Source organism: Veillonella dispar (genome assembly GCF_900637515.1).
Classification (GTDB): domain Bacteria; phylum Bacillota; class Negativicutes; order Veillonellales; family Veillonellaceae; genus Veillonella; species Veillonella dispar.
Window position 1 is genome coordinate 1735398 of the sequence record NZ_LR134375.1, and the last position, 17976, is coordinate 1753373.

Annotated in this window: 21 protein-coding genes and 1 pseudogene; 4 read left to right on the plus strand and 18 right to left on the minus strand. The window is 36.8% G+C overall.

Going from position 1 to position 17976, the window contains the following annotated elements:
- The first annotated feature begins 121 nt into the window (after nucleotides 1-121).
- Nucleotides 122-1582, plus strand: a complete 1461-nt coding sequence (locus EL171_RS08220; protein WP_005385407.1) for an alanine/glycine:cation symporter family protein — start codon at nucleotides 122-124, stop codon at nucleotides 1580-1582.
- Nucleotides 1583-1855: 273 nt separating this feature from the next.
- Complete coding sequence (locus EL171_RS08225; RefSeq protein WP_005385406.1) at nucleotides 1856-3112, plus strand: Glu/Leu/Phe/Val family dehydrogenase; 1257 nt, start codon at nucleotides 1856-1858, stop codon at nucleotides 3110-3112.
- An 84-nt stretch (nucleotides 3113-3196) separates the two neighbouring features.
- On the opposite strand, the gene EL171_RS08230 is transcribed toward EL171_RS08225, so the two are convergent.
- The 6 genes from EL171_RS08230 to EL171_RS08255 form a co-directional block, all read right to left on the minus strand.
- Nucleotides 3197-3688, minus strand: coding sequence for a QueT transporter family protein (locus EL171_RS08230; RefSeq protein WP_039968960.1), 492 nt, complete (start codon nucleotides 3686-3688; stop codon nucleotides 3197-3199).
- Nucleotides 3689-4267: 579 nt separating this feature from the next.
- Nucleotides 4268-4957: a 7-cyano-7-deazaguanine synthase QueC gene (gene queC, locus EL171_RS08235; protein ID WP_039968958.1), complete on the minus strand. Its 690-nt coding sequence runs from the start codon at nucleotides 4955-4957 to the stop codon at nucleotides 4268-4270.
- Between the two features lie 68 nt (nucleotides 4958-5025).
- Nucleotides 5026-5781: an exodeoxyribonuclease III gene (locus EL171_RS08240; RefSeq protein WP_005385403.1), complete on the minus strand. Its 756-nt coding sequence runs from the start codon at nucleotides 5779-5781 to the stop codon at nucleotides 5026-5028.
- Nucleotides 5782-5930: 149 nt separating this feature from the next.
- Nucleotides 5931-6155, minus strand: a complete 225-nt coding sequence (locus EL171_RS08245; RefSeq protein ID WP_005385402.1) for a hypothetical protein — start codon at nucleotides 6153-6155, stop codon at nucleotides 5931-5933.
- 13 nt (nucleotides 6156-6168) lie between these two features.
- Nucleotides 6169-6987 carry a sulfurtransferase gene (locus EL171_RS08250; RefSeq protein ID WP_005385401.1) on the minus strand — a complete coding sequence of 273 codons (819 nt, stop codon included), beginning with the start codon at nucleotides 6985-6987 and terminating at the stop codon, nucleotides 6169-6171.
- A 222-nt stretch (nucleotides 6988-7209) separates the two neighbouring features.
- The gene (locus EL171_RS08255) at nucleotides 7210-7662 is read right to left on the minus strand and encodes a hypothetical protein (RefSeq protein ID WP_005385400.1); all 453 of its coding nucleotides are present in this window, start codon (nucleotides 7660-7662) and stop codon (nucleotides 7210-7212) included.
- Between the two features lie 203 nt (nucleotides 7663-7865).
- On the opposite strand from EL171_RS08255, the gene EL171_RS08260 reads away from it, so the two are divergent.
- On the plus strand, nucleotides 7866-8207 hold the full coding sequence (locus tag EL171_RS08260; protein ID WP_005385399.1) for a hypothetical protein: 342 nt from the start codon (nucleotides 7866-7868) through the stop codon (nucleotides 8205-8207).
- Here EL171_RS08260 and EL171_RS10090 read toward each other — a convergent pair.
- The 9 genes from EL171_RS10090 to EL171_RS08305 all read right to left on the minus strand — a co-directional run bounded on the left by EL171_RS10090 (nucleotide 8182) and on the right by EL171_RS08305 (nucleotide 13298).
- On the minus strand, nucleotides 8182-8331 hold the full coding sequence (locus EL171_RS10090; RefSeq protein WP_005385398.1) for a hypothetical protein: 150 nt from the start codon (nucleotides 8329-8331) through the stop codon (nucleotides 8182-8184). The two genes, EL171_RS08260 and EL171_RS10090, sit on opposite strands and share 26 nt — an antisense overlap.
- 17 nt (nucleotides 8332-8348) lie before the next feature.
- Nucleotides 8349-8528, minus strand: a complete 180-nt coding sequence (locus tag EL171_RS08270; protein ID WP_005385397.1) for a hypothetical protein — start codon at nucleotides 8526-8528, stop codon at nucleotides 8349-8351.
- Nucleotides 8521-8739, minus strand: a complete 219-nt coding sequence (locus EL171_RS08275) for a hypothetical protein (protein WP_005385396.1) — start codon at nucleotides 8737-8739, stop codon at nucleotides 8521-8523. The genes EL171_RS08270 and EL171_RS08275 overlap by 8 nt, the downstream gene beginning before the upstream one ends.
- Before the next feature lie 51 nt (nucleotides 8740-8790).
- A complete protein-coding gene (locus EL171_RS08280; RefSeq protein WP_050755788.1) occupies nucleotides 8791-9006 on the minus strand; it encodes a hypothetical protein in 216 nt (71 codons plus the stop codon).
- Nucleotides 9007-9056: 50 nt separating this feature from the next.
- The gene (locus tag EL171_RS08285) at nucleotides 9057-9272 is read right to left on the minus strand and encodes a hypothetical protein (RefSeq protein WP_005385393.1); all 216 of its coding nucleotides are present in this window, start codon (nucleotides 9270-9272) and stop codon (nucleotides 9057-9059) included.
- A 96-nt stretch (nucleotides 9273-9368) separates the two neighbouring features.
- On the minus strand, nucleotides 9369-9572 hold the full coding sequence (locus tag EL171_RS08290; protein ID WP_005385391.1) for a hypothetical protein: 204 nt from the start codon (nucleotides 9570-9572) through the stop codon (nucleotides 9369-9371).
- 128 nt (nucleotides 9573-9700) lie between these two features.
- Entirely contained in the window at nucleotides 9701-10993 is a 1293-nt protein-coding gene (dcm, locus tag EL171_RS08295; protein WP_039968952.1) for a DNA (cytosine-5-)-methyltransferase, read from the minus strand.
- A gap of 81 nt (nucleotides 10994-11074) precedes the next feature.
- Nucleotides 11075-11905 carry a hypothetical protein gene (locus EL171_RS08300; RefSeq protein ID WP_005385388.1) on the minus strand — a complete coding sequence of 277 codons (831 nt, stop codon included), beginning with the start codon at nucleotides 11903-11905 and terminating at the stop codon, nucleotides 11075-11077.
- 7 nt (nucleotides 11906-11912) lie between these two features.
- On the minus strand, nucleotides 11913-13298 hold the full coding sequence (locus tag EL171_RS08305; RefSeq protein ID WP_005385386.1) for a Sau3AI family type II restriction endonuclease: 1386 nt from the start codon (nucleotides 13296-13298) through the stop codon (nucleotides 11913-11915).
- A gap of 277 nt (nucleotides 13299-13575) precedes the next feature.
- Here EL171_RS08305 and EL171_RS08310 point away from each other — a divergent pair, with 277 nt between their 5' ends.
- Nucleotides 13576-14511, plus strand: a complete 936-nt coding sequence (locus tag EL171_RS08310) for a DUF3829 domain-containing protein (protein WP_005385384.1) — start codon at nucleotides 13576-13578, stop codon at nucleotides 14509-14511.
- A gap of 106 nt (nucleotides 14512-14617) precedes the next feature.
- Here EL171_RS08310 and EL171_RS08315 read toward each other — a convergent pair.
- From EL171_RS08315 to EL171_RS08325, 3 genes and pseudogenes are all read right to left on the minus strand, one after another.
- Nucleotides 14618-16006, minus strand: a pseudogene (locus EL171_RS08315) (ABC transporter substrate-binding protein); the annotation flags it as partial.
- 364 nt (nucleotides 16007-16370) lie between these two features.
- Nucleotides 16371-17186 carry an ABC transporter ATP-binding protein gene (locus EL171_RS08320; RefSeq protein WP_039968950.1) on the minus strand — a complete coding sequence of 272 codons (816 nt, stop codon included), beginning with the start codon at nucleotides 17184-17186 and terminating at the stop codon, nucleotides 16371-16373.
- Nucleotides 17179-17976 carry an ABC transporter ATP-binding protein gene (locus EL171_RS08325; RefSeq protein WP_005385379.1) on the minus strand — a complete coding sequence of 266 codons (798 nt, stop codon included), beginning with the start codon at nucleotides 17974-17976 and terminating at the stop codon, nucleotides 17179-17181. The genes EL171_RS08320 and EL171_RS08325 overlap by 8 nt, the downstream gene beginning before the upstream one ends.

Genomic DNA, 17976 nt, shown 5'->3' on the forward strand with positions numbered 1-17976 from the left:
TAATAAACTATTAATAAAATCCTTCACTCTTGTGAGGGATTTTGTTTTACATAGTCTATAGAAATTGATACAATATCATTAATAATTATAAGAATTCTTTTTATGAGAAAGGAGCGTTTTTATGGAAGCAATGCTCAATGATGCTATTTCTACCATAAATGGCTATTTATGGAGTTATTTCATCATCTTTATCCTCATCGGCGCAGGTCTCTTCTTTACGATGACAACGAATTTTGTACAAATTCGTATGATCAAAGAAATGATTCGCCTTGTAATCAATGGTGCAGGTAGTTCTACAGAAAAAAATCATGTATCCTCATTCCAAGCGTTCTGTGTTAGTACCGCATCTCGTGTAGGTGTTGGTAACATCGCAGGTATTGCGATTGCTGTTGTACTCGGTGGTCCTGGTGCTATTTTCTGGATGTGGGTTATCGCTCTTATCGGTGCTGCTACAGGTTTCATCGAATCTACATTAGCACAAATCTACAAAGAACCTGTTGCTAAAGGCGGCTTTTACGGCGGTCCAGCATACTACATTCGCTATGGTTTAAACAACAAAGCATTATCTATTTTATTTGCAATTTTGATCAGTATTACATACGGTTGGATTTACAACTCTGTACAAGCTAATACATTAGCTGCATCCCTTCAAGTATTCAACTTTGATGTATCCTACACCGGTGCCGTTGTAGCAATACTTCTTGGCCTCATTATTTTTGGTGGTATTCATCGCGTTGCAAAAGCATCTGAAATCATCGTTCCTATCATGGCTGTACTATATATCGCTACTGCATTATTCGTAGTTATTATGAATATCACTCAATTCCCACATGTAATCTATACTATTATCTCCTCTGCTTTTGAACCAGTAGCAGCAGGTGGTGGCTTATTAGGTGCCACTGTAATGAATGGTATTAAACGTGGTCTATTCTCCAACGAAGCTGGTGAAGGTTCTGTGCCTAATGCAGCGGCTACTGCGGCTGTTAACCATCCTGTTGAACAAGGTCTTGTACAAGCATTTGGTGTATTCCTTGATACATTTATCATTTGTACAGCTTCAGCATTCATTGTACTCATGGTTGGCGACTATAGCACAACAGGTTTAACTGGTGTTGCTCTAGTACAACATAATCTAGAACAACAACTTGGTTCTTGGGCTCCAACAGCGGTAGCAATCTTTATCGTAATGTTCTCCTTCAGTTCCTTAATAGGTAACTATTACTATGGTGAAATTAATATTAGCCACTTAACAGAAAAGAGATTCTATCTTCATTTATTCCGTATCGGTGTAATCATCATGACATTTGTAGGCTCCATCGCCTCTCTTGATCTAGTATGGAATTTAGCCGATTTATTTATGGCCTTCTTAGTATTAACTAATATTAGTTCCATCGTACGTATGGGACGTACTGCAGGTCTTGCTCTTGATGACTATATCAAACAACGCAAGGCAGGCATCGAAACACCTGTATTTAACCGTTCTGTTCTTAATCATACATACGGTATCGTATGGTGGGGTGACGGCCAAACTACAGACTCTTCTGTACCCCCTACTCCAGTGGAAGATACAATGGAAAAATAAAATATATTCTCTTATGAGACCGGTGAAAGTATCTTTCATCGGTCTCTTTTTTTTGTAAAAGTATCCATTTATAGTGTAAAAACTACGATTTACTTCTAACTCCAGGAGTGACTATAATCACAGTAAATATCTATATTCTATACACTTTTCAAGCATTAAAAACTATAGAATATAGTTATAAAATTATAAAGGGTATTATGTATACAACGTCGAATACTACAGTATGTGTAAAATTAGCAAAACTTAATTTACTCTTATATACAGGAGGTTATTATGAGTGGTTATAATCCTTATGAAAACATGCTAAATACGTTAGATGTAGCAGCAGAAAAACTCGGTTATTCTCGTAGTGAGTACGAAGTATTACGTCATCCTGAACGAGAACTAAAAGTAGCTGTACCTCTTCAACTAGACAATGGTGAAGTTCGCGTATACGAAGGTTACCGTTGCCAACACTCCACATTACGTGGTAGCGCTAAAGGTGGTCTTCGCTTCCATCCTGACTCCGACGAAAACGAAGTTCGTGCATTGGCAGCTTGGATGACTATTAAAAATGCTATCGCTAACATTCCTTATGGCGGTGGTAAAGGCGGTATCAAAGTTGATCCTAAAACATTGAACCCTCGCGAATTAGAACGCTTGACTCGTAACTTTGTACGTCGTATTGCTCCTATCATTGGCGTAAATACTGACGTGCCTGCACCAGACGTAAATACAAACGCCCAAATCATGAGCTGGATTGCTGATGAATACAGCACATTAAAAGGCGAATGGAGCCCTGGTATCGTTACTGGTAAACCTATTGAAGTAGGCGGATCCTTAGGTCGTAATGAAGCAACTGGTCGCGGCTGTCTCATCGCATTACAAAGTTACTTAGCTAAGAAAAACTTAGACATCAAAAACCTTACTGTAGCAGTTCAAGGCTTCGGTAACGTAGGTTCCGTAGGTGCTCGCCTCATCGCACAAGCAGGCGCTAAAGTTGTTGCTATCGGCGACGTAAGCGTTAACATCTACAACCCTAACGGTATTGATGTGGAAAAAGCATACGAATATGCTAACTCCCATGGTCGTTCCCTTGAAGGTTACAGCGAACCAGGTATGACTACAATTGGTGCCCAAGAATTATTGGCTCAACCAGTTGATGTATTGTACATGGCAGCTCTTGAAAACCAATTGAACAAAGACAACATGGAAAACATCCAAGCTAAAATCATCTTGGAAGGTGCTAATGGCCCTACTACTAATGATGCAGATAAATACTTCTATGAAAAAGGTATCGACATCATTCCTGACGTTCTTGCAAACGGCGGCGGCGTAGTTGTATCCTACTATGAATGGGTCCAAAACAAAGCTAGCTTCTACTGGACTGAAGAAGAAGTTAATGAACGCTTAACTAAAAATATGCAAAATAGCTTTGAAGCAGTTTGGGAAATGCAACATAAATACAATGTACCACCTCGTCAAGCAGCGTACATGGTTGCCCTTGAACGCCTCGTAGTAGAAACTAAATGGCGCGGCTACAACTGCTAATACTTTCAACCTCCATAACATTTAGCCATAAAAAAGGCGTAAGCTCACATCGAGCTTACGCCTTTTTATTTACCTATGTACTTTTTATTTGAAAGCACCTAATAAAGCAGCCATGCTAGGACGGCTGATCAATGCTTTCACCAAAACAGAGCCAAGCACTGCTGGAATTGTTTGGCCTACGATGAGGTTCAATACCAATGGCCAGTATGGAAGACCAAGTAATGGGCTGAGCCATAACGGTACACATAATGCTGGAACAAAGATAATCGGTAGAACCGCCCACCAAGCGCTAAGGCCAAGCTTACGCATACCTACGATTATACCTGTTGTTAAAATACCAACGCCAAAACCTCCCATCATATCGAGGATACCAAGACCACCGAATAGGAAGTTAGAAATGAGGTTACCAATCCCCATGGGAATTACCAAAAACGGAAAGGCATAAGCAAGTGCATATAATGATGTTGCTATACGAATTTGATACGCTCCGAAAGAAACGCTTTGCGTTAAATACAGTACGACGATGTACAATGCCACAACCATGGCAGAAATAGTCAATTTACGTGTAGTAATCATAACACTCACCTCCTCAAATAAAAAAAGCATGGCAAAACTACCATGCTATAAATGCTTATGAATTTCCGTAGTTTTGTTTAGAGACAGGATGGTTTCAAACTGTCTTATTTAGTTGTACGCTTATAATATCATGTATTCTCGATATTTACAAGTCGAGAGAAGTTTAAAGCGGCCTGTTACATTAACTACTATCTATGTAATATTGGCAAGGATGGGGTGGTGGCAGATACCTTTCCTCATTGCTCCACTGGCTAAACGGTCATCGGCCGAGGGCCTAGACCTGCCAAAGTCGCTCTTTGAAAAGGTATCTACCACCACTGCGAATTTAGCAAATCAACGTTACGGATATTAGTAATTCTAAAGGCCGCTTTAACTCAGCATCCTCCAAATGGTAAATAATACGAAATATATTACTCATCAAAGCGCCTCAACTAGTCTAAGCCAGTTGAGGAGAGTTAGCGACGTAGAAGTCCGCCTCAAGGCAAACATGGTGTCTTATCTATTAGTTTATATGCAAAGTAGCCGCCTAAATGGCGGCTACTAATATGATCCAGTTTTGGTGGATGTAGAGAAGTTCTATTATTGTGCTGGGTCTTCAACGCCGTTGGCGCGGAATGCTTCGGCTCTGTCGATGCAGGTACCACAGTGTCCGCATGGTTTGTCGCCGCCTTCGTAGCAGGACCATGTTAGGTGGTATGGTACGCCGAGTCGTAGGCCTTCTTTTACGACGTCTGCTTTGTTATGGTTGATGAATGGTGCTTCTAAGGAGCATTCTTTACCGGATCCTTCGAAGATAGCATCGCCCATGGATTTATAGAAGTGTTCTGTACAGTCTGGGTATGCGTTACCAGCCGCATCATCGCTATGGGCACCATAGTAGATATAGCCGCAGTCTAGAGATAAGGCTAAGGAAGCCGCTGCAGATAGGAATAGACCATTTCTAAATGGCACATAGGTGCTAACCGTACCTTCCCCTTCTGTTTCTTGTTGTTCCTTGTATGAACCTTGAGGTATTGCCTCTGTGGATTGGGTCAATAAAGAGCAATTGCTGAAGGCAAACAATTTAGTGACATCCATCGTTTTACCTTCAATGCCATAATAAGCGAGAATAGATGCAGCAGCCTCTAGTTCTTTACTATGTTTTTGACCATATTGAATGGATAACGGCACTACATTGTCTTTGCCAAATCTTTCAATAGCTAGCGCTAAACATGTAGTACTATCTACCCCACCGCTGAATAAGACAACAGCCTTTTGTTTTTGTGCCATAAGGTCTCCTTTCACCTATTACAACAGCCCCATCCTAAGATGAGGCTGTAGATTATACTTTCAATATATTATAAATCGATATCTAATTCTACTGGGCAATGATCAGAGCCAAAGATTTGTTGGTGAATTTTAGCTTCTTGAATTTTGTCATCAAGACGTTTAGAGGTGATAAAATAGTCAATTCTCCATCCCGTATTTCGTTCACGAGCCTTGCCCATATAAGACCACCAGCTATATTCCTCAATAGCATCTGGATAAAGGTGACGGAATGTGTCTGTAAAACCAGCACCTAATAGTTCGGTCATTTTTGCACGCTCTTCATCAGAGAAGCCTGCATTTTTACGGTTTGTCTTAGGATTTTTAAGGTCGATTTCTTGATGTGCTACATTGAGGTCACCACAGAGAATGACTGGTTTTTTCTTATCTAATTCAAGCAAATAGTTGCGGAATGCGTCTTCCCAAGCCATACGGTACTCAAGACGAGCCAATTCACGTTGGCTATTTGGCGTATAGCAGCATACTAAATAGAAATTGTCATATTCAGCAGTAATAACACGGCCCTCTTGATCGTGTTCTTCAATGCCGATACCATTAGTTACGGACAACGGTTTAATACGCGTGAATACAGCCGTACCACTATAGCCTTTTTTCACAGCACTATTCCAATATTGCTCATAACCTGGCAACTCCAAAGAAATTTGGTCAGGTTGTAATTTAGTTTCTTGTAAGCAGAAAATATCTGCATCCAACTCGTTAAAGGATTCCATGAACCCTTTTGTTACAGCCGCACGAAGGCCGTTTACATTCCAAGAAATTAATTTCAATGCTTACTCCTTATTCTAATAGTGCTTTTACATACTAATATAGTTTATGAAAGCCTCTATTTCAACAATTTCTTTATATTTCAAAAAGATTCTTATTTATGCTAGTAATTATAGTATGTTATACAGTTTAGCCAGAAAGTTGTACATTACTATTGTTTGTGTTTCTTTGCATGTCTTGCTTCCGCACGAGCCTTTCGAGCGTTTTCATTTGCTTTAAGATTACTTTCACGTTTTTCACGGAAATAATTAGCTATGGAAGATAAAACAAGAATTACCAACACCGTAACATTAAACATGCCGGGCCCGAAGGTATAGATGTGATAACACAAATAGCCAAACGCAACAAGGGTTAGTAGATGTTTTAAAATTTTCATTTGCCCTCCTGTATTATCGTAATGTTTCTACACCAGTCTTAAGTGGGAAACCGTCATAGGTTACCCAATCACTAGAGCTACCAACATATAAAGCCGATTCAAGCCCTACTTCGCTCATAGTTAATAGCGCATTACAAGCGGTTACTCCTGAGCCACAGTAAGTCACAACAGGTCTATTTTGGTAGATTTCATTATAGTACTCGGCTTCTAAATCTTTTACAGACTTAGGACCATCTACGGTATAACCACTTTCATAAAAATGATTAACAGCACCAGGAATGTGACCAGTCATGCCATCCATCGTATCTACTTGAGACCCATCGTAGCGGAACGGCGCACGAGCATCAATGATAACATGGTCACCCGTTTCACTAGCCTTGAGAACCTCATCACGACTCATAACCATATGCGTTTGTAATTCATAGTTGAAAACAGACGGTTCTGCAGGTAACGGAGTTGGTTCTTTAGTTAGAACATGACCTTCCTTAATCCAGCGTTCAACACCGCCAGACAATACGCGTACATCCGTTAAACCCATGTAGCGCAACGTCCACCATAAACGTCCCGCCAAAAAGAGCCAAGAGTCATATACAACGACCTTGGAATCACGAGTGATTCCGTAAGACTCAAAAGTATGAGCCAAACGCTCCATATCCGGCAATGGATGACGACCGCCATGCTCGCCCAAAGGACCTGTTAAATCCTTATTTAAATCCACCGCATAAGAGCCTTTAATATGACCTTTTTGATAATCTTGATAACCTCGAGCATCTAAGATAATAACCTCATCGAGACAAGATAGTAATTCTTTAGGAGTGATGAAATTTGACATATGTACTCCTTTCTTTTAATTATATCGAAAAATACAAATTTGATAATATTATTATATAACGATATGAAAGTATGGACAATGAATATCAAAATATAATTTAAACAATACGCCAATATGTTCTAATAGCTCTTTCACATTACAAATATCCTATCCATACAAATAAAAGGTACACCTATGTAGTATTATAGGCGTACCTTTATATTGTATGCTAATGTATTTCAATTATAAAAGAAAAGAATTCCCACAACGTAAACATATATATGTATGCTCCCAATCGCGACGTAATCCTGGATATGTATCTCTATTCCATACATAACGTTGATATGTTTTGTAGATTAACAACGCATAGGCACCAAAATAAATAATTAGTGAAGCCTCATGTTTACTTAGACCGGAAATCCAAAGCAATAATACGAGACCAAATTGAATCGCAATCCACCACTTTAAAATAAATGTAGCAATCGATTTTTTCATCGGAGGTTTTGCCATCATAGAAAGTGCTGTTTGTTGAGTACCTACAGTATTGCCAATACCAACACCTACTCGACCACCAGCACCAATACCTACACCTGTAGTTACACCATTTACATTAGAAAAGCCACCAGCATAAGCAATATTATAACTTTGAATATTTTCCGACTGACAATATGGACACACGTATGCATTCTCGCTCATAAATCTCTCTCCTATTATATTTCAACATATTATAATAGTTTATATCCTACTTAGAATTAATGAGAAAGTAATGAGAGTCACAATAATTTTTAATTCTATTATAGTTATAAGGCAATATATAAAATAATCTCAATGCCTATTCCCAATTAACACTAATCGTAGTACAATATTTTGATTGGTTTTTATATTAGGAGGCGATTAGCATGGTCAAATTTAATACTAGCCAAAAAGAAATAACATTAGAAGAAATTCAAAATATTACTACGCCACTATTCAAAAAATATGGTTTTAAATCAGCTTATTTATTTGGTTATTATGCCTCTAACACAACAATTATCGATATTGATATAGAATTTATGGTAGAAGACTCTGATAAAACTGAAGAGTTAGATATGTTAGACTGGTATGATATGATTGATGATTTTGAACATACGCTTCAACTACCTTGTCAAATCACAGATATAGATATTTTAAAATCTGATAATCATAACTACCTAAAGAAAAAATATTACGATAAATCTATTTTAATTTATAAGGAAAATTGAAGTAGCTCAACAAAGGGCCTGTAACAAAACCTATATCTGCCCCAACTAACTTTTGCAATTTAACAAAATTAGGATGATATCTTCTAAATTGATCACCATCAATGACTAATAAATTATTATTCAATCTTTCTTTTGCTAACTCTACAAAAACGGATTTACCAGCACCAGGTGTTCCCCAGTAACAATACCTTCTGGTTTATCTACTGGTGATAATGCATTATATTTTTTTGTAATTATATCTTTCCAGATTTTTTCAGTAGCTTCTAAGGCTTTTTTCTCTGTAAATGATTGTAAATCTTTTACTTTATCTATATTATCCATTATTAATGCCTTCTAATATTGCTTGCTTATCTTTTATAAATTTTATCTCTTTTTGATACTCTATGTCTTCTGGCTTTAATCCATATAATTCGTCTCTTTTATAAATTAAAGATAATCTATCTGGGTTCTCAAATTCAACAGTTTTAGAAGTTAAGCCTAAAATATGTGAAATAAGTTCGATCAATACATACTTTTCCATAAATGTAGCCATAATAATACATCTTTTCACTAACCAAAATAAATATTATCCACAAAAGTTATATTAGTTACTAATACTTTCTAATATAGCTTTTTTTTCTTTAATAAAATCTACTTCTTTTTCATAATCTATTTCTTCTGGGCTCAATCCATACAATTTACCTTGTAAACGAAGTAGTGAAATAACATCTTTGTTATCAACATCAACATCACGAGCTGTTACAGCAACTACATGACTAATAAACTCAATTAATACATCTTTCTCCATCCAAGTAGCCATAATAATACCTCTTTTCACTAACGAAACAAATATTATCCACAAAAGTTATATTAGTTACTAATACTTTCTAATATAGCTTTTTTATCTTTAATAAATGACAATTCTTCTTTATAGTTTATTTCTTCTGGCTCCATACCATATAATTTATTTCTTAATTCTAGTAACTCTATTCTTGCAGGATGATCTAAATTATTATTATACGCAGTTAATCCTAGTGCAGTTGAAATACACTCAATTAAAACATCTTTTTCCATAAATGTAGCCATAATCAATTACTCCTATTTATTCATTTTGTCCATGTAATCACGTAACAACATACGAATTGTTTTAATTGTTTCTCAACATTACCATCAATCATTATTTTAGCCTTTATATGTTTCAATAACTTGTTTAATATATTGACTCATCTCATTAAAGTCCAATTCTTCTGGAACAGAGCAATATATTTTTTCTTTCAAATCTAATAAAACTTCTCTATCTTTACTATTAGGATTTTTATTAATAACATATCCTAAAGCTTGAAATACACCTTCTAATAAAACATCTTTTTGCATTAAAGTAGCCATATTCTTCCTCCTATATACATTATTTCTATAACTATATTATATAGTATAGTTTTATATAAAAATATTATTTTACATAAAATAGAAGGGGCTGTAACAAAACAGCCCCTTTCATATATACTTATAAGTTTTTACTTATCAATTTTTTGTAGTTCATCACCAATACGTTTTACGATACCGGTTACCAATGCATTCCCCATAAAGAACATACGCATACGATCAGAAACCTCTACTACTTCACCTTTCGCATTACGTTTATAGCGTGTCCAATCATCAGGAAAGTCTTGCAAGCGCTCAGCTTCAATTGGAGTAATGAGACGATATTTACCATTAATTTTCAAAAGATGTGTAGAGCGATTTACACTACCTTCAGAAGTAAGCATTGTACGCCCCGGCAGATCAAGAGAGTCATATTTACTCATACCACCTTCAGAGAAAGTATAAGTATGTCCATTAGCTGCAGTCCGTGTAATTTTCTTAGGCCCCCGAAGATATTTAAACTTCTCTAATTTTTCACCATCAATATAATACTCTTCTGGCACTTGATCAGGTGAAACCACAATCTCTTTCATTGGTATTGGTTCTTCATCACTTTTAGGTTCAGTTTCAATCGTATAATAGTACCCGTTTGTCATGAGTCCAGAGTTCCACATTTTACCATCTGAAAAGTTTGCAGAAACTTCAGCAATATCATCATCAAGCTTATTTGCATTAATACGTTTCTTAACTGCTTCACCTTTAACAGGGAATTGACGAGCAAAAAGCCCATCTTGAAAGATATAAGGTGTATAACAAGCTAAACGAGTACCTAAATCGGCATCAGTAGGCAATGTGGCTTCATATTTAGTATGTAGTCGTTTTCCCCACTTTGTATCATTTCTAAATACAAAGAAGAACACACGACGTCTCCGTTGTGCACGACCATAGTCAGCAGCATTGATAACACGCCACTCCACAGAATAACCTAATTGATTGAAAGCAGCCAACATAATCGCAAAGTCACGACCACGTTGGTTGGAAGGAGCCTTCAATAAACGGTCAACATTTTCTAAAACCAAATACTTAGGTCTAATTACCTCAGTAGCACGGATAATTTCCCAGAAAAGAACGCCTTTTTTCCCTTCAATACCAAGCTCATTCTTTTTACTACGTGCTACAGAATAGTCTTGGCAAGGAAAGCCTCCAACAATCATATCTACGCCATTAGATTTCATTTCCCCAAACTTTTCATTTGGAATTAAAGCTACATCGGTTGGAATATGTTCCATATCAGGAAATCTATACAAACCTACTTCATAGGCATCCTGAGTCTTACGAGATGGCTCATACTGGTTAGAATATAGCGTTTGGAAAACTTCTTTAGACGAATTCTCTAACCCTACTATAAACCCACCTACACCATCAAACATAGAGAATATTTTCATTACTTTACCCCTTAATTTATCAACTTCATAGATCCTTATTATAGCAGAAATACTAAAAAAGATCAAGATCAAATTTAGGCATTATTTTTTAGATACAGATTTTTTTACCTCTACACCTTCAGGAGTAACAATCCAATAACTGTTAGCCAAGTTGATTAAATCTTCACGTTTAATAACTATATTTAAAGGCTGTTCATAGAGCTTCTCAGGTAAGGTTAAAACCCACTGAGGATATTTTCTTGCAACCAATAAATCAGTATCAAATTGTAAATGTGCCTTATTATAGTCAGGTCTATCGTCTAAAGCATTAATTAAAGAATCCAATTGATGTTCCAATTCTAAACGATATACTCCACGCTCTTTCATTTTTTTACGTAATATATCCGCTTTAGACTCAAATGTTTTAACCTCTTTATTGCCCATAGCACGCATTATAAGTTTATCTCTTATCTTTACTTTAGGAATTGACAATACTTCGATTTTTAGAATATCCTCACAGCCTAAATTATATTTATTAGCATCAGGTTTAATCCAAAGCCAGCAAAGAAAATAAGCATGTGTCTCCTTATACTTTTCATTTGTAAGCCAGCCTCGCTTTAGTTCTCCATCTTTTAAATAAGAAACTTCAAAAGCAAACGTTGATAAAGGCTTATCACCCAAATTGTTTCTAGCATAGTGTATAGCTGCCTTTTCATCAATATTAATACATCTTGCCGCTTCTTCAGTCTCATCATTAATTATATACATAATTGTATCAATACCTTTGTGTTGTTGATCCAATGTTGTATTAGAATTAAAAGAATCAATTATCCCATCATCAACTAAATAACTATACAAATACTTTCGTAAAAATTCATTTACTGCTCTCTCACTTTTTAAATCACCTTTAAAGGTAGATTTTCTCTCTGCCATAAGCCCCTCAACTTAACTCTTTTACTATTTCTGCTATATACTCTCTATTTAACCAATAGCATTGTTTTGTTATACGTTGTCCATCTGGTAATTCTACTTGATCCTTTCCATCTCTAGCCTTAGGTCGAATATGACAAATCCCATTAAAGCTAGCACCTGGCAAGTTATTTGATACGCCATTACGTACAAACTTAAGTTCAACGCCAGTTTCTAAAATTGATTTTGTAGTTTTCCAAAGGTCTTTTAATTCATGTTCAATGACAACTTCTGGCATATTCCAAAGCATAATACCTTTTAAGTAAGGTTCTCTATTTTTATTTTCCTTCTCAGTCTCATCATATTGAAATACTACAAATAGATATTTTGTATACTCAAATTTTTCATAAAGCTGAGAGTTTTCCCATGCATCGTTAACCCAACGATGAAAGTCTATTTGTTCAAAGGATATGTGTTCCTTTGGAATTCCAGTAGGCTCAAGCCGTATGGTTTTAAACTTAATATTTGCTTTACTAAATTCTCTAAGTGATTCTAACTTGGTCCCTTTTACACCCAAAACCGCACTAATAAGATTGGCATTAAAAGCCTTATTTTTAGTTACTGGAATATCTACGAGTTTTGCAATTTCAGATACTCGTTTACCAATATATGGAGCGAATCGTTCTTGTAATAATTGTAATGTAGTCTTACTTTTAAGTTCATTAACATTAAATAGTGATGGTATTAATTGTCTATCAATAACACGGCGAGCAAAGGCAGACATGTAAGAACTTTTAAGAGAAAATGCACGTTGTTTAGCTAGTATATTAGAAAATGGTTGTTTTCTTATGGACTTAGCATTAGCCCCTTTAGTACAGGCAGCCAAATACATCGTATCGCCTTCCGAAATATTATGGGCCTCACCAGCTTTAATCTTATCTATAATAGTTTGCCAATCCTGTTTTATAATTTCTAAATCCACAGGATCAAAATTATGTAAGACCGACTTTATGATAGGAAAATCCTTTTTATCTAATTCATCTTTATATAAGTAGAAAATAATTAGTAAATTCTTATTTTTTTGCCAAAATGATGATTCTTCAAAAGAGTCTTTATAATCCTCTTCATAGTTAATAATATTTAAAACTAACCGTTCTTTTGCAGAGAAGTCATTCTTTTTATTTTCTTTTATAGCAGTAACTTTTAGCTCCAAACCCAAATCAACAAAGTCTGCTTCTGCTCTGCTATTAACGGCCATTTTAAATAAGCCTTCTTCTAAAACCTGACCTATACCGCCCTTGTTTCCCCTACTATCCAGGCGATTATTTATATCAAACTCACCAACAGTTTTACCCTCTGCAGATTCGGCTATATCTAATACTTCTTCAATGGAGTTATAAATCTTATCCGTGCTCATTAAAATCCCCTCCAATCATATATATGTAAATTATATCAAAGGTATTAAGAAATATACTAATTTAACTTTCACAGAGTATATTCATCTATAAATAGCGAATTATAAATATTAATATATGTTCATATCCAATGATTTCATCTATTCCTTATGATTCTCCACTCTATACGTCTTTTTTGGGACGTAAGTTTATGATATAATATAACTAATTACTCTTAGGGGCGTAGTCCGCCCAAACGGATCCAAAAAGAGTTAGTGTATTTTCAAGGAGCGTGCGCAGTTGAAAAAGGGGTACATCAAGTTAATAGCAGCCGTTATACTTGGCATCGCTATTATCGGTGGTGGGATCTACGGGGTGTATACACTCTTGTCATCCAATACAACGACAATTTTATATCGATCAACCGTTGACGACAAGATCAACGCTATCCGACCTTATATCGTCGCATTAGACTCATATAACGCGTACAGTGTAGCCTATGCAAATCAATTACAACCAACTCTTGAAGAGTTACGTAATGGGTCCCATAACACGACGATTACATTACCTAAATACAAAGATCTTAAAACAGCATTAGAGGCTGCAAAGCAAGATAGCCCTACTCCATACGAAGATGTAAACCAATCAACTAATGATGTATTAGCAGTGCTAGATCAATTGATTCCTGTTGCGGATCAATTGCAAGCCTACTATGTAGAACGTCGTTTTGAAAAAGATAATTTCAAAGGTAGCGATGAGTTAGCGGCACAGTATGTACCTCTAGCTGAACAATTCTACGCTACATACAATGCTTTAGATTTAGCCTTAGATAATCGTAATAATGAGCTCTATACAGAACGCATGACTGAATATCAAGGTGAAAAACGTGAAAATGCAGTTAACTTCATCGAGTTAAATCTCATGACTGCCCAAACAATCGATCTTATCGATCCAGATGGAAATACGGATACCCAAAAGGTTGAAGCAAACTTGCAACAAATCACGCAACGCATCAACAAATTACAACCTGGTACAACATCAGAAACGCAAAACGCAGTTCGCGAGTATCAAGATTCTGTAAAAGAGTTTGTCGCAGAGGCTCGCAACTATATCATCATCAATTCTTCCTACGGCGAAGCATATACACAACTATTTATTAAATATAACAAAATGGTTGGCAAAGCAAATGTCGTGAATATGGCAGAGCTTGATGCAACAGATCAAAAGAAAAAATAACTAACTACAAAAAGAGGACTAGCCGTGGCTAGTCCTCTTTTGCTATGTCGACAACTACGTTAAATTATATTAACAAGTTTCATTACTATAGGTTTATATAATAAAATTATTTCCGTTTTAAGTCTTTTGTAATGATATAGTATTCAGATGGAGATATCTTAATACCATCGATATTGTTATTCCCTACAATATTAATCTTAGGATATCCAAGGAAGAGTGCTATCGAATCATCTAGCATCAATTGTTGTGCATTGATCACCGCATTACGACGAACCACTGGATCATTAGCGCTTTCACCAAGAGCCAACAATTCATCGAAACGTGGATTAGAGAATCCAGAACCATTTGCCTCAGCACCGGTCCCCCAGTATTGTTTCAAGAACCATACAGGTTGGCCAGTATTAGCAGTAACTACACTAGAGATGAGCATATCGTAATCCCCAGATTGCGCCAATGTATCAATCACAGCATAGTCTATGATTTTAATTTGTAAATCTACACCGATTTTTTTGTAGTCCGCTTGTAATGCCTCTGCATATAATGGCAATTCAGGACGAGATGTATAGGCATAGAAATCAAGCACTAGGTTTTCACCATCTTTATCTACAATCCCATCACCATTTGTATCAATATAACCTTCACGTTTAAGTAATTCTTTAGCACGTTCAACATTATATTTATTAGGATCCCGCAATTGATTGAATCCATAATCAATGGACGGTGGCAATGGAGCCTTACCGGCAATAAAGGTATCCTTCATAAGCTTCTTTGCATAGGACTCACGATTCGCTCCGGCAATGAGGGCCGCTCAAAGATTAGCATTCTTAAGCTTGCCTTTTTGGCTCATCCGAACGAATACATCACGTAAAGATGATTCTTCATAAATAGTAAATTTCTTATCGTTTTGGAAGATACCATATTCGCCAGGTCCAATGCTAACGGCCATATCTACATCACCCGCTTGCAATGCCATAGCTCGTGTATTGGCATCGTTAATAGATGGAATTTCAACCTTAGCAAAGCCTGGCTTGCCATCCCAATAGTTATCATTCCGTGCTAGCTCAGCACGCTCTTTTGTAAATGATGTCACTACATAAGGACCAGTACCAATAGGACCTTCCTTCGCAATATCACGACCATTTGCCTCAGCAGTTACATCCATAACAAGGAACAATGGATCCCCCAACAAGTTTGGCAAATTATAATAAGGCTTATCGGTCTTAATTGTGAGCTCTTGACCATTAGCCGTCATTTCAGTGTAATTAAAGAATGTTTTTGCCCGTTTACTCTTCACAAAGGTTCGTTCCAAAGATGCCTTTACGGCCTCAGCAGTAAGGGCATTACCGTTAGAGAACTTAACCTTATCGTTGATGGTGAAAGTCCAAGTCAGCTTATCATCACTTTGTTTCCAAGAGGATGCTAACCAGGGTTTAGCATTCATGTGATCATCAAATTTTATTAGTGTTTCCCCTACACCATATCGTACAACGGCCCAGCATCATACCAATCAGTAACGCCTTACGTAATCCCTTCATTCACACACCTAACCTTTCTCTATATGTATATGTATATCATTTCATATGAGTATATTTAATTATACCCATAGGGGTATATTGCTTAGTCAACTATACTATATATTTAGTGTTAACACAATCATTTTTGAGAAAATTTTCGATATATTTATATATGTGAGCAAATCTGTATAGATACGTAACATACAAAAATAGCAGTTAGCGCTAAAGCTAACTGCTATTATATATGTACCTACTGGATTTTACCCATATTAGTAGGGCAAATCCTCTGGTTGAATACACTAGGCGATTGCTACAATGAGAGGTCTGATAAGTTGTATTAAAGTCCTATGCTTCTACAGCCGCTTCTTCTAAAGTAAGTGGCTTATGATCTTTGCCAATTTCAAAGATAGAGCTCAATAGAACCTTTGTATAAGGATGTTTTGCATCTGCTAAATGGAATGCATCTAGCTCTTCAACGACAGCACCTTTATGCATAACAACTACCTTATGACACATCGTGCGAATGAACGCAATGTCATGAGCAATGAATAGGTATGTTAAGTTTTTCTTTTTTTGTAAACGCGCTAGTAAATAGGCGATGGAGTCTTGTACAGACACGTCTAGAGCACTTGTTGCCTCATCTAGAACAAGAATTTCTGGTTCAAGTACAATGGCACGAGCAATGGCCACACGTTGACGTTGACCACCAGACATTTCATGAGGATAACGATGCATGAACTCGCGAGGTAGGTCTACCATTTCAAGATAGTCACCTGCGATTTGTTCTTCTTTTCCTTTTTCAAGAAGCCCAAAATTGTATAACGGTTCAAGGATAATATCCTTTACCTTCATACGAGGATTGAAGGCTGCAGATGGATCTTGGAATACCATTTGAATTTTCTTGCGGTATTCTCTCGTTTGCTCAGAGTTCATATGTTGAATCTCTACACCATCTACATAAATCTCGCCTTCCGTAATAGGCAGCATCTTCATAATCATACGAACCAAAGTCGTTTTACCAGAGCCAGATTCCCCTACAATCCCAAGGGACTCGCCTTTTTCTAAGGTGATATTAATACTCTTACACGCTTCGAGCTCACCACCAGTAGGAAGTGGGAATCGTTTACATACATTTTTTAATTCTACAGCGTAGTTAGTCAATGTAACGACCTCCTTCCAATGTTGGTACAGCATCTTTTAATTGCTTCGTATATTCATTAGATGGGTTTTCCAAAATGTCTTGCGGTGTGCCAGCATCAACAACACGACCCTTTTTCATAACAATGATATAGTCGGACATATAGGCCGCTACACCAAGGTTATGCGTAACCATTACGATAGCAGAATTATGCTCTTTAGCAAGTTCTAGCATTTGCATAACAACTTGTGATTGTGTTGTTACATCTAAAGCAGATGTAGGTTCATCACCAATTAATAACGCAGGATCCAGCGCTAATGCCATAGCAATGCCCACACGTTGGCGTTGACCGCCGGATAACTCATGTGGATAACGGCGCAATATATCTGCCCCATTAGGGAGAGAAACAGATTCTAATAACTCAATTGCTCGTCGATCACATTCATCATTGGTAATTTCTATATGAGATTTAAATAATTCTCTAAACTGTTTACCAATGCGAACTATTGGGTCTAAAGCACTACCACTATCTTGGAAAATCATGGCCATGTCTTTACCACGTATAGCTCTCCATTCAGACTTAGATAGGGTGCGAAGGTCTTGACCATTAAAGAGCATTGTACCATCTGTGACCTCACCACCTATAGGCAATAAACCCATGAGGGCCCGGATCACGGTAGTTTTACCGGATCCAGATTCCCCTACAATGGTCAATACCTTACCGCGTTCCAAGGTAAAGTTTACATCCATAACAGCAGGCACACCTTGGTACGCGATGTTAAGGTTCTCTACAGTTAGTATGTTTTCTGCCAT